This window comes from Amycolatopsis sp. NPDC051903, assembly GCF_044452505.1.
GTDB lineage: Bacteria > Actinomycetota > Actinomycetes > Mycobacteriales > Pseudonocardiaceae > Amycolatopsis.
Genome location: NZ_JBITBT010000002.1, coordinates 16,443 through 28,742, shown reverse-complemented (window position 1 = coordinate 28,742; position 12,300 = coordinate 16,443). Strand labels below are relative to the sequence as shown.

General features: G+C 72.5%; 12 protein-coding genes. 5 read left to right on the top strand and 7 right to left on the bottom strand.

The features are described from left to right. Window positions 1–2: 2 nt before the first annotated feature. Window positions 3–674, bottom strand: a complete 672-nt coding sequence (locus ACIA77_RS04400) for a hypothetical protein (protein ID WP_395884364.1) — start codon at window positions 672–674, stop codon at window positions 3–5. Continuing rightward, window positions 671–1,180, bottom strand: coding sequence for a SigE family RNA polymerase sigma factor (locus tag ACIA77_RS04395; protein ID WP_395884363.1), 510 nt, complete (start codon window positions 1,178–1,180; stop codon window positions 671–673). Before ACIA77_RS04395 ends, ACIA77_RS04400 begins: the two co-directional genes overlap by 4 nt. Before the next feature lie 124 nt (window positions 1,181–1,304). Here ACIA77_RS04395 and ACIA77_RS04390 point away from each other — a divergent pair, with 124 nt between their 5' ends. Together ACIA77_RS04390 and ACIA77_RS04385 are read left to right on the top strand one after the other, a co-directional pair. After that, window positions 1,305–2,678, top strand: coding sequence for a M20 family metallopeptidase (locus ACIA77_RS04390; RefSeq protein WP_395884362.1), 1,374 nt, complete (start codon window positions 1,305–1,307; stop codon window positions 2,676–2,678). A 244-nt stretch (window positions 2,679–2,922) separates the two neighbouring features. Continuing rightward, the gene (locus tag ACIA77_RS04385) at window positions 2,923–3,420 is read left to right on the top strand and encodes an ATP-binding protein (protein WP_395884361.1); all 498 of its coding nucleotides are present in this window, start codon (window positions 2,923–2,925) and stop codon (window positions 3,418–3,420) included. Window positions 3,421–3,453: 33 nt separating this feature from the next. Here the strand turns inward: ACIA77_RS04385 and ACIA77_RS04380 are convergent, their stop codons facing one another. From ACIA77_RS04380 to ACIA77_RS04370, 3 genes are read right to left on the bottom strand one after another with little or no spacing between them, the layout of a single operon-like run. After that, on the bottom strand, window positions 3,454–4,080 hold the full coding sequence (locus tag ACIA77_RS04380; RefSeq protein ID WP_395884360.1) for a DsbA family oxidoreductase: 627 nt from the start codon (window positions 4,078–4,080) through the stop codon (window positions 3,454–3,456). A 4-nt stretch (window positions 4,081–4,084) separates the two neighbouring features. After that, entirely contained in the window at window positions 4,085–5,050 is a 966-nt protein-coding gene (locus ACIA77_RS04375; RefSeq protein ID WP_395884359.1) for a hypothetical protein, read from the bottom strand. A 41-nt stretch (window positions 5,051–5,091) separates the two neighbouring features. Continuing rightward, window positions 5,092–5,946 (bottom strand): EamA family transporter, encoded by an 855-nt coding sequence (locus ACIA77_RS04370; RefSeq protein ID WP_395884358.1) that lies wholly within the window; start codon window positions 5,944–5,946, stop codon window positions 5,092–5,094. An 83-nt stretch (window positions 5,947–6,029) separates the two neighbouring features. On the opposite strand from ACIA77_RS04370, the gene ACIA77_RS04365 reads away from it, so the two are divergent. Next, window positions 6,030–6,932 (top strand): LysR family transcriptional regulator, encoded by a 903-nt coding sequence (locus ACIA77_RS04365; RefSeq protein ID WP_395884357.1) that lies wholly within the window; start codon window positions 6,030–6,032, stop codon window positions 6,930–6,932. A gap of 18 nt (window positions 6,933–6,950) precedes the next feature. Here the strand turns inward: ACIA77_RS04365 and ACIA77_RS04360 are convergent, their stop codons facing one another. Beyond that, window positions 6,951–8,186, bottom strand: coding sequence for an MFS transporter (locus ACIA77_RS04360; protein ID WP_395884356.1), 1,236 nt, complete (start codon window positions 8,184–8,186; stop codon window positions 6,951–6,953). A 98-nt stretch (window positions 8,187–8,284) separates the two neighbouring features. Between ACIA77_RS04360 and ACIA77_RS04355 the strand changes: the two genes are divergently transcribed. Both ACIA77_RS04355 and ACIA77_RS04350 read left to right on the top strand, forming a co-directional pair. Continuing rightward, complete coding sequence (locus ACIA77_RS04355) at window positions 8,285–9,949, top strand: right-handed parallel beta-helix repeat-containing protein (RefSeq protein WP_395884355.1); 1,665 nt, start codon at window positions 8,285–8,287, stop codon at window positions 9,947–9,949. 15 nt (window positions 9,950–9,964) lie between these two features. Further along, complete coding sequence (locus ACIA77_RS04350) at window positions 9,965–10,366, top strand: hypothetical protein (protein ID WP_395884354.1); 402 nt, start codon at window positions 9,965–9,967, stop codon at window positions 10,364–10,366. Between the two features lie 51 nt (window positions 10,367–10,417). Here ACIA77_RS04350 and ACIA77_RS04345 read toward each other — a convergent pair whose 3' ends face one another. Next, the gene (locus ACIA77_RS04345) at window positions 10,418–12,061 is read right to left on the bottom strand and encodes an APC family permease (protein ID WP_395884353.1); all 1,644 of its coding nucleotides are present in this window, start codon (window positions 12,059–12,061) and stop codon (window positions 10,418–10,420) included. Window positions 12,062–12,300: the final 239 nt, after the last annotated feature.

Sequence of the window (12,300 nt, the reverse complement as noted above, 5' to 3'; positions counted from 1 at the left end):
GCTCAGCCGGGCAGCCGGTCCCCCGCCGCGTCGTAGGCGTTCATCGGGTAGCTCGACTCGCCGCCCAGGAGCCGGACGTCCTTGCGGGGGAACCAGAACACCGTGACCGACAGCTCCTCGACCCGCCGCGTCTCGGCGCCGACCATCAGGCCGCCGACCTCGGCGGTGATGCGGGCGGCGGTGCCGGAGTAGTAGCCGTAGAGCGGGACGTCGCGGCCGGGGCGGCCGGCGGTGAGCGCGTGGAAGCCGTCCGATGCGGCGCGCGGGCCGGCCGCGAGGTCCGCGACGACACCGCTGCCGGTGCGGTGGCCGAGCACGAGCTGGTACGGCGACGCACCGGGTTCGGCGGGCGCGCTCTCGAAGAACAGCACGACCTCGCCCTCCGTCTCGAGCACCTTCGTGCCCACGACCGGGCCGATCGGCACCGCCGCACGGGCCTCGGGCACGGAGGCGGCGACGCTGAGCGTCGTCACCGGCGGCGCGGCCGGCGCGCGCAGCAACTGGGCGCCCGCCACGACCCCGACCAGCGCGACCACGGTGGCCGCCGCGGCGCCGAGGCGGCGCAGCCGGCGGTTGCGACCGCCGCGGCGCATGACCGTGGCGACGTCGACGGGTGCGAACTCGACCGGCACCGGCTCGGCCAGCACCCCGCGCAGGTCGTCCAGGTCGGTCACGACGCCTGCCCCGCCGCGCAGGGTCGCCGGTCGGCCACCGACACGCGCATCTTCGCCAGTGCCCGCGAATTCGTGCTCTTCACCGTGCCCAGCGACACCTTCAGCTCGGCCGCCACGTCGGCTTCGGACAGGTCCCAGAAGTGCCGCAGCACCACGATCGCGCGCTCGCGCGGGGTCAGCACCGCGAGCGCGCGCAGGAGCCATTCCTGGTCCGCCACGCCGTCGGTGAAGTCGCGCTCGACCGCGCGCTCGGGCACGTCCTCGGTGGCGTCTTCGCGGTACGGGCGGCGCCAGCGGTCGATCACGTGGTTGGCCAGCACCTTGCGCGCGTAGGCGAACGGGTCCTGCCTGCGGATCCGCGGCCACGACGTGTACGTGCGCACGAGCGCGGTCTGCACGTCGTCCTCGGCCTGGTGCCGGTCGCCGGACAGCAGGTAGGCGGCGTGCAGCAGCCGGGGCGAGCTGGCCCGGACGAACTCGGCGAATTCGGGGTCACCTCGGGCCATGCGGGTCCTCGCGCGCGTGCATGACCGGTCAGACGAGCGGGACCGCCGAAAGGTTGAGTCCAATCCCGAGGTGGTCCGGGTGCTAGAACGGACCTCGCCCCGTCGTCCACCTGGAAGGTGCTCCATGCCCCGCGCTGACACGATCGACCAGGCACTGCAGCGGTTCGACTCCGGTGAGCTCTTCGCCGAGCTCGCCCGCCGCGTCGCGTACCCGACGGAGAGCCACCTCGAGCAGGGCCGGCCGCACCTGCGCGCCTACCTCACCGACGAGCTGACCCCGGCGCTCGCGGAACTGGGCTGCACGACGCGCGTGGTCGAGAACTCCGTGGCCCCCGAGTGCCCGCTGCTGCTCGCCACGCGCCACGAGGCCGGCGACCGGCCGACAGTGCTGCTCTACGGGCACGGCGACGTCGTCAACGGCGAGGCGCCGCGGTGGCGGGCGGGTCTGGACCCGTGGACGCTCACCGCCGAGGGCGAGCGCTGGTACGGCCGCGGGTCGGCCGACAACAAGGGCCAGCACACGGTCAACCTGTTCGCGCTGCGCGAGGTCCTGCGCGGCCGCGGACGGCTGGGCTTCAACCTCGCCGTGCTGATCGAGACCGGCGAGGAACGCGGCTCCCCCGGCCTCGTCGAGGCCTGCGCCCAGCTACGCGACGAGCTGCGCGCCGACGTGCTGATCGCCTCCGACGGCCCGCGCGTGCGGGCGGACCGGCCGACGCTCTACCTCGGTTCGCGTGGCGTGACGCAGTTCACCCTGACCGTGGACGTGCGCCCGCGCGACCACCACTCCGGCAACTGGGGAGGCGTGCTCCGCAACGCGGCCACCACGCTCGCCGCCGCGATCACCTCCCTTGTGGACGGTCAGGGCCGGATCCTGGTGCCGGGCCTGCGGCCGCCGGCGATCCCCGGCTCCGTGCGCGCGGCGCTCAAGACCGTTCCGGTCGGCGGTGGCGCGGACGACCCGGCGGTGGACGAGGACTGGGGCGAGCCGGGGCTCACGCCGGCCGAACGGCTCTTCGGCTGGAACACCGTGGAGGTGCTGGCGTTCCTGGCCGGCAGCCCGGCGTCCCCGGTCAACGCGATCCCGGGCCACGCGCAGGCGACGCTGCAGCTGCGGTCGGTCGTCGGCACGGACCTCGCCGGGCTGGCGACGGCGGTGCGCAACCACTTGGCGGAGCACGGTTTCGGCGTGGTCGAGGTTGCCGTCACCGAAAGCCGCCCGCCGACGCGCACCGATCCGGACCACCCGTGGGTGCGCTGGGCCGCCGAATCGGTCGGGCGCACCACCGGCGCCGAGCCCGTGCTGCTGCCGAACCTGGGCGGCACGATCCCCAACGACGCGTTCGCCGAAGTGCTCGGCGTGCCGACGATCTGGCTGCCCCACTCCTATCCGGCGTGCGCGCAGCACGCGCCCGACGAACACGTGCTCGCGCCCCTGACCCGCGAAGCCGTCGCGATCATGACCGGCCTCTACTGGGACCTGGGCGAAAAGTCCTGATCAGTTCACGGCGACCGGGAGACCGGCTCGAGCCCGGGATCACGACGCACCCGCCCGCTGCCCGGACTTTTCCACCGCCGGCTCGACGCCGTGACCTGGGATGATCACCGGGCGAATCCGGACCGGTGACCGTCCGGACACGCACTTCGACCTCCCGCCGCGAACCGGCGGGAGGTCGATGGCATGATGCCCCAACCGGTCCCGCACCAGCGGGCAGCAGCGAGGCCGACGAGGAAGGTGAGGCTTGAGCGCACGCACCACCCAGGTGGACGATCTCCGATTGGTGGCTCAGCCCAGTGCGGTTCCGTGCACCGAGCTGTTCGTCCGGCTGATCCTGACGGACTGGTCCCTTCTGTCCATGCTGGACCAGGTCACCGCCACCACGTCCCGGCTGGTCGGCGACATCGTCGACCAGAGCCCGAAGAGCGCACCGGCGTTCCTCACCGTGCGGCTGCAGATCCGCGGTGAGGTGCTCGTGATCGAGATCGAAGACGATCTCATCGCGCCCGATCCGCCGCGCACCGCGCCCGGCGAGCGCATCGGCGTCGAGCCGACCCGCCGGGGCCGCGTCACGTGGTGCGAAATGCCGCTGCCGACCGGGCTGTCGGCGGGCCAGGTCCGCCTGCCGCGCCGGCAGGACCGCCGCACGCTCGTGGACGAGCCGGTGTCGGGTGAGCCGGTGGCCGCCGATCCCGAGGTGCTGGAACGGTTGCTGAACCGGCTCAGCGGCTGGTCGGGCTGACCCTCCCCGCCAGACCATCCACAGTGGAGCGCCTCAGGCGGCGCGGGCCTGCCACGCCTGCGCCAGCGCCTGGCTGAACACCTCGACGGACTGGCCGCCCGCGATCCCGAACCGGCGGTCCAGCACGAAGAACGGCACGCCCGTCGCACCGAGCCGGGCCGCGTCCTGCTCTTCGGCGCGGACCGCGTACGCGTAGGCACCGGCGTCGGCGAGCACCCGGCTCGCTTCGTCCCGGTCCAGCCCGGCTTCGACGGCGACACCCAGCAGCGTGTCCCCCGTGAACAGCGGACGCGCTTCGGCGAAGTTCGCTTCGAAGAGCTTCTCCACCAGTTCGTGCTCGAGCCCGCGCTCGCGGGCCAGGTGCAGCAGCCGGTGGGCGTCGAAGGTGTTGCCGACCTCACGGTCGAGGCGGTAGCCGAGGCCTTCGGCGCGAACGAGACCGGCCACCCGCTCCTCCATCGCCGCGGCTTGCGGGCCGACTTTCGCCGCCAGCATCCGCTGCACCGGCTCCACGCCGCTGCGCGCCGGGTCCAGCTCGAACGAGCGGAACGTGACCTGCACCTCGTCGCGGTGCTCAAACCCGGTGAGCGCCTTGTCGAACCGGGCTTTCCCGAGGTAGCACCACGGGCAGACGACGTCGCTCCAGATCTCCACGTGCATGCCCTCAGCCTAAGGACCGCGCGGGAGATCCAGAAGTACGCACTCCCAGGTAACCGGGCCGCCACAGCCAATTCTGCACTTCGTAGAGCTTCCCGAAGCCGGCACGCAGCACGTTGCGCAGCGAAGAATTGTGCTCTCCCGGACCTTCCCCGGTCGTCTCGCCGACGAGCAGGCGACAGCCCGCGGCGACCGCCGCCCGGGCCCGCTCGGCCAGCAACGCGCTCTGCGCACCCCGCCGGCGCGCGTGCGGCAACGTGGCCCCGCTGAAGAAGTGGGCCACGTCCTCGTGCACGCGCAGCCCGCCGGTCGCGACGAGTTCGGTGCCGTCGAAGGCCGCGTACGCGGCCACACCCGGCCGCACCATCGCGCCCGTGATCATGCCCTGCAGCCCGGCGGGCAGTCCCGAACCCGCCAGCACCACGTCGGCCCACCGGCCGAGTTCATCACCGAGGATCCGGCGGATCACGAGGTCCGTCGCCGGCCGCGGGGCGGCCACTTCCTCGGCGGCAGCACCGATCTTGACCCACGGCGGCTGCCGGACGCGACCCGCGGCCTCGGCGAGCGCGGGCCAGTCGGCGGGCAAGACCGAGGGCGCGAGCTGCAGCGTCGCCGAGGTTACGCCCGCAGCCCGGTAGAAGTCCGTGATCCGCCCGACGAGCCCGGCCGTGACGGGTTCGGTGAAGCCGAAACCCGCGGCGAGGCTCCAGCACCGCGACGGATCGGCACGCACGGCCAGCGCCACGCCACCGCCGAACCGCGTTTCGCCGATCCCGAGCGCGCCCCGCACCGCAGCCGGTGCGCCGGTGCCGTACCCGGAGATCGTCGCGGCGTACACCCGCTCGGCCACCTCCGGGGTGATGCCGGCCATCCCGCTCCCCTTCACGACGGCACTGGTGCTGATCTTCGAACGGTAGCCCGGCGCCGCGCCGCACAGCGGCTTGCGAGTGGTGACGTGCCCGCTCGCACCCACGCCGGGTGCTCGAACGGGTCACGCCCGCGCCGGCGCGGGCCTCACGGCGTCTTCACCGGCTCACGCGCGCCCGTCCGCTCCGCTCCGACGCCCGCCGCGACGACGAACGCGACGCCCGCCACCGCGGCGGCGTCCGGGATCTGGTGCAGCACCACGAGCCCGATCGTCATCGCGATGGCGGGTTCGAGGCTCATCAGCGTGCCGAACGCCGAGGCGTTCAGCCGCCGCAGCGCGAGCATCTCGAAGCTGAAGGGCACCACCGGCAGCAGGATCGCCAGCCCCAGCCCGGCGAGCAGCAGCTCCGACGACAGGTGCCCGAACACCGCCGGTCCCTGCACGAGCGTCGCGACGATCCCGGCCACGGGCATGGACACCGCGAGCCCGCGCAGGCCCGACACCTCGTCGCCGACGCGCTGGGTCAGCAGGATGTAGCTCGCCCAGCACACGGCCGAGGCGAGGGCGAAGCCGACACCGACGAGGTCCGCGCCGCCGTGCCACGGTTCGGTCAGCAGCACCACACCCGCGGCGGCGAGCACCGGCCACCCGCGCTTCCCGCCGCGGCCGCGGGTGATCGCGACCGTCAGCGGGCCGAGGAACTCCAGCGCGCTCGCGGTGCCCAGCGGCAGGCGCGCGACCGCGGCCATGAACAGCATCGTCATACCGGCGGTGACGATCCCCAGCACCACGCACGCGAGCAGCGTCGAGCGGCGGAACGCCGACGGGCGCGGGCGGACCAGCACGAGCAGCAGCACACCGGCCCACGCGAGCCGCAGCCACGCGGCGCCTTCCGGTCCGACGCGGTCGAAGAGGCCGACCGACAGGGCGAGGCCGAGCTGCACGCAGAGCATGGCGGCGACGGCGAGCGCGGCGCCGGCGCGGGTGGAGGACGAGAGCACGGGTCCAGGAGAACCGACCCGGACCGTTCGTGTCCACGTGCTGATCGTGAACGTACCGTCCGGGAATCCTGGACAATGGGTGCATGGACACCCGCAGGCTGCAGTTCCTCCTCGAACTGTCGCGGCTCGGCTCGATGCGCGCGGTGGCGGATGTGCTCGAAACCACCACGTCGACGGTCTCGCAGCAGATCGCCGCGCTGGCCCGCGAGACCGGAGCGCCGTTGCTGGAACCGGACGGCCGCCGGGTGCGGCTCACCCCGGCCGGGCAGCGGCTGGCCGAGCACGCCGTGACGATCCTGGCCGCGGTGGAGGCCGCGCGCGCCGACCTCGACCCGCACGCGGAACCGGCGGGCACCGTGCGCGTGGCCGGGTTCGCCACCGCGATCCGGCGGTCGCTGCTGCCGGTCGCCGGCCGGCTGGCGCGCACGCACCCGCGCGTGCGGCTGGTGATCAGCGAGTACGAACCGGCCGAAGCGCTGCAGCAGCTCCTGGCCGACGACGCCGACCTGGCCCTCACCTACGACTACGACCTCGCGCCCGCCACGATCGACCGGTCCGTCGACGTCCGTCCTTTGTGGACGGCCGGGTGGGGACTCGGTGTACCGGCCGCCGACGCGGATCTGGTGACGGGGCAAGGCACGCTGGCCGTGTTCGAGGCGTTCCGCGACCACGACTGGATCGGCAACTCGCGCAACCGGGCCGACGAGGACGTCGTGCGCACGCTCGCGTCGATGGCCGGGTTCAGCCCGCGCGTGACGCACCTGGCCGACAGCCTCGACCTCGTGGAGGACCTCGTCGTCGCCGGGCCGGGCGTCGGACTGCTGCCGGTCGCGCGCCCGACGCGGCCGGAGGTGGCGCTGCTGCCGCTGAGCGGCCCGGACGTGCGGCTGCGCGCGTTCACCTGCACCCGCCGCGGCCGCGCGGCCTGGCCGCCGCTCGCGCTGGTGCTCGGGCTGCTGCGCCGCGGCGACGACGGACCGTCCTGACGCCGGCGGCTGCGCGCGTCAGTTCCCCCGGCCCGGCTGGACGCCGTCCCGGCGCTCCTCATCCCCCTGGGCGGCCCTGAAGGCAGCGGGTGACAGCTGCCACCACACCACGGCCGTGCCCACCAGCTCGATCCCCGCGGACACCACCCACACCGCGCGCAGCGACACGTGGGCCGCCACGAACCCGCCGGTGAGCGCGCCGAGCGGGGTCAGGCCCCACGCGAGCGCGCGGTGACCGGTGAGCGCGCGGCCCAGCAGCGCCGACGGGGTGAACCGCTGGCGGGAGGACTGGGAGCAGACGTTCCACACGAGCGTCGTCGCCGTGAAGAACACCAGCACCAGCCCGATCGCCGGCGGCCACGGCGGCAGCACGGCGATCGCCAGCAGCGCCACCACGCCACCGCCCTGAGCCAGGCGCATCGCCCACGAGTAGCCGAGCCGCCGCACGATGCGGCCGACGACGAACGACGAAGCCACCCAGCCGACGGCGAGGCACGCGAGCAGCCCGCCGTAGCCGACCGGGCCCAGGTGGAGTTCCTGCGTCGCGAAGAGCACGAGCATCGAGCTCACGGCGCTCGCCGCGAACGAGCCGAGCGCGACGGCGATCGTGATCGCCCGCAGCAGCGGCGTGCCCACGAGGTAGCGCAGTCCTTCGGCGATGTCGTGCAGCGGGTGCGCGGGCGATTTCACCGGCGGCGCCGAAGGAATCCCGCGAGCCAGGGCGAACGCCGCCAACGCGGCCGCGCCCGCGGCCCACGCCGGGAGTCCCGCGCCGGCTCCGAGCAGCGCCCCGGTCGCCGGCGGGACGACGAACTGCACCAGGCCGCGGTCGATCACCTGCAGCCGCGCGTTCGCCGCCGCCAGGCGGTCCGGGCCGACGACCTCCGGCACGACGGCGCCGCTGGCCCCGTCGCCGAACACCTGAGCCGTCGTGACCACGAACGCCACCACGAGGAGCACGGGCAGGGTCAGCACGTGCGTCGTGCCGGCCACGGCGAGCGCCACCACGGCGGCGGTGAGCAGCGCGTACGCGCCCGCCAGCACCGCGGTCCGCCGCACGCGGTCGATCACCACGCCGGCGAACAGCGACAGCAGCAGCCACGGCGCCTGCCCGGCCACCGTCACCAGGGAGATCTCGCGCGGATCCGTGGTGATCGACACCGCGAGCAGCGGGATCGCCGCCAGCACGAGGCCTTCCGCCGTCGAGCCGAACACCGCGACCGCCTGCAACCGCCCCCACTCGGAGTGCCCCACGTGCGCGAGTCTTCCGAGACGGTCAAGCGATTTTCCCCGTGCGGCACGTGGTCGCGGCCCGCGATCGCTATGCTCGGCGGTCACGGGAGGGGGCCGCCATGGCGGGGAAAGTCCGGGTTTCCCCGGGCAGGCGGGGAGCGCACCAGACCATCGCGTCGGCGCTGGGCGCCGTGTCCGGACGGCGTGGCGCCCGGGTCGAGATCGACCCCGGCCGCTACCCCGAGAACCTGGTCGTGCACGGCGAAGTGCACGTCTTCGCGAGCCGGCCCGGCACCGTGGAGATCTGCCCACCGACCGGCCCGGCGGTCCAGACCTCCGGAGTGGTCCGGCTCGAGGGGCTCATCTTCAGCGGCCGCGGCAACGACGTGGTGCGCTGCGCGGCCGGCTCGCTGACGATCACCGGGTGCACGGTGACCGCCCAGGACGGCTCCGCCGCTCTCCACGCACCACCCGGCACGGCTGTCGCGGCGTCGGACAGCGAGTTCCGCTACGGCCGGGCCGTGTTCACCGGTTCGCGCGGGACGGTCGAGCGGTGCGCGTTCACCGACTCCTCGAACAACGGGCTCGTGGCCACCGGCGGCGCCGACGTCGCCGTTCACCTGACCCGGTTCGACCGCTGCGGGATCCACGGCGTGCTCGTCCGAGGGGCGCGCGTCGCCGCCACCGGATGCGGGTTCGCCGGCACCGGGAACGCCGCGCTCGCTGCCGACCAGCACGGGCACCTCGACATCACCGGCTGCCGCGTCGACTCCGCCAGAACCACCGCCATTTCCTACGGCGAGCAGTCCCGCGGCACGATCACCGGTACGACGGTCGAGGACGCGGACACCGGTCTGCTCATCGCGGGCGGCTCGGACCCGCTCGTGCGGCGGTGCACGTTCACCGCCTGCCGCGTGGCGGGGATCGAGGTGAACACGCAGGGCTTGGGCCGGTTCGAGGACATCTCGGTGCTGCGAACGCAGAAGTTCGGCCTGTTCGTCGACACCCAGGGTTCGCCGACGGTGCACCGGTGTCGCTTCGCGGACGGCAACGTGGGCATCGTCGTGCAGAACGCGCGCAGCCGAGTCACCGACACGGTGTTGGAAGATCTGAAGAACGTAGCCGTGCGGCTGTTGGGGCAAGCGCAGGCCGAGCTGACCGGGTTGCGGATGGCCCGCTGCCCCGGCGCTGTGGAAACCCACGGAACCGCCTACGCGGAACTGACCGAGGCGAACTTCCACGACATCGAACTGGTCGGCGTCACCGCGGTCGACGACTCACGCATCCGAGCGACGGCGTGCACCGGATCCCGTGCGTACGCCGCGTTCTGCGGATTCGGCAAGGCATACCTCGTGCTCCACGACTGCCAAGCCACCGGACCGATGGACAGCGGCGCGATCGTGCTCGGTGAAGCGACCTTCGAGGCTCGCCGGTTCACGGTGACCGGGCCGGTCGACTTCGGTGTCTTCGCGATGAACGAGACCACGGTGGACGTCTCCGACAGTGTGCTCACCGGCACCAAGACCGCTGGCGTGGGGATCTTCGGCTCCGCCAAGGCGCTGCTCAGGGATTGCGAAATTCCCGGGCCCGATGGCGTGGCGGTGCACCACCAGGGCCGCGCCGGGGTCAAGGGGCTCCGTTCGCCGCTGCGGGTGGTCGAGGTCGAACCGGACCCCGAACCGCCGCGGATCATCAACAACTACACCGGCCCCGTCATCCACGGTGATGTCATCCAGTCCGTGCTGACCTGGGGCAACACCGTCGTGCAGCAGACCCGCGACTGACCGGGAGGAAACCCCGTGCCCACCGAAGAACACCACTACCACGGCCCCGTCATCCACGGTGACGTGCGCAGCTCGCAGCTCGCGTGGGGCAATGAGAAGGTGGTGCAGAACCTGTCCGTGAGCAAGCAGATCGCCCCCGGGTTCGAAGACGTCGCCCGTGTTGTCGCCGACGTCGTGCGGCGCCTGGGTGAGCTCGGCCTGCCCGAGCCGGACGCCCGCGACGCCGCCGAGAACGCCGACGCCGTGCTCGCCGAGGTCGTCAAGCCGGAGCCGGACCGCGGGATCGTGCGCCGCGGCCTCACGGCGCTCAAGGGCACACTGGCCCAGCTCGCGACGGGCCTGCTCGCCGGTGCGCACGACGGCGCCGTGCAGGCCGGCAAGGAACTCGTGCACGCACTGGGGCAGCTGACGTTCTGAGTCCGGCCGGCCGGGTTCCCCACACGGCAAGGGAACCCGGCCGCTCAAGGCTCAGGACTGCACGGCGAGCTCAAGCGATTCGCGCTCGATCGCGGCCCGCACCTTGTCACTCGGCACCGCGACGTTCACCGCCCAGTAGAAGATCGCCAGGCTGAACGCGATCACCACGAGCAGGTCGAGCCACTCCGGCAGCGCGTTGAGGTTCCCGGACTCGCCGTAGCGGCCGAGCCAGCCGATGAGGACGTGGCCGGCAAGCCACGGCGCGATCCACTGCGCTGCCTTCCAGTCGATCGGCAGCCGTTCCACGGCGGAACTCGTGGCGCGCGCGACGAGGAACAGGCCGAAGCCGATCACGACCGCGATCATGATCTTCCACGTGGTGTCGAAGCCGCCCCAGTAGATGATCAGGTTCGCGGCGACGAACCCCGCCGGCGCCAGCACCCTCGGCATCGGCGCACGGTAGGGCCGCTCGCGATCCGGGTCGCGGCGGCGCAGCGCGATCATCGAGACCGGCGCGAACGCGTACATCAGCGCGGTGGCCGAGGTGATCACGCTGACCAGCGACTGCCAGCTCGGGAACGGCAGGAACGCGATCTCGCCCACCACGAACGACAGCACGATCGACCACACCGGCACACCCCGGAGGTTCACCTTGCCCAGGCCCTTCGGCAACGAGCGCTCGCGGCCCATCGCGTAGGACAGCCGCGCCGACGTACCGAGGTAGAGCATGCCGGTGCCGGCCGGCGACACGAAGGCATCGGCGTAAAGCACGTAGGAGAGCCAACCCGCACCCGCGAGCGTCGCCAACGTGGCGTACGGGCCGAACGAGCCCTGGGCGATCGGGTTGTCCCAGCCCTTGAGCAGTGCGGCCGGGTCGAGTGCGCCGATGAACGCCACCTCCAGCAGCAGGTACACGATCGTGCCGATCACCATCGCGACGATGATCGCGCGCGACAGATCCTTCTGCGGGTCACGCGCTTCACCACCGACCTGCACAGCCTGCTCGAAGCCCTGCAGCGCGAACACGACGCCGACGGGCAACGCGGCGAAGATGCCGTGGGCGCCGTGCGGGGCGAACCCGCCACCCGCGGTGAAGTTGCCCGGGTGGAAGCGCAGCGACAGCAGCACGACGACCGTCAGCACCGGCACCGCGGTCTTCCAGATCACCGTGGCGGAGTTGCTCTCCGACAGCAGCTTCACCCCGACCAGGTTGATCAGCGTGAAGATCGCCATCAGCACCGTCGCCCAGGCGAACCCGCTCGCGGTGAGCGTGCCCGACGGGCTGAGCAGGTTCAGGTGCTGCTTGATCCAGCCGACGTTGTCGAGGTACTCCAGACTCGCCTCGACCTCGACGGGGGCGAGCGCCACGGCCTGCAGCCACGCCACCCAGCCGCCGACGAATCCGCCGAGCACCCCGTAGGCGAGGGCGGGGTACCGGGCGGTGCCACCGGCGACGGGGTAGGCCGCGCCCAGCTCCGCGTGCACCAGGGCGAGCGTGGCCATGATGACGGCGGTGAGCACCCACGACACGAGAGACGCGGGACCCGCGACCTTGGCGGCCTTCAGCGCGCCGAGGAGCCAGCCCGAGCCGATGATCGAGCCGAGCGAGACGAACATCAGTCCGTAGAAACCGACCGATCTGCGCAGGCCCGGTCGCGCTCCTGCGGGGGCGGCTTTTTGAGCGGGTTCAACCATTGATGAGCCTCGATCCGACTTCACGAGTTGTTTGTCCGATTGATTCGCGCGAGCAGCGGTATTCGCGTATTCAGGCAAGCTCCCGGACGCATTGCTGACGCGATCACAACGCGGGATTCTGGCCTGCCGGAAACCACAGTGGAACCGTCGCCCCGTTACAGGTCAGTTTCATTCGAGAAAACCGGACTTCCGGTGAACAACCGGCATCAGTGGCCCAGGCCACACCGATACCGGAACAA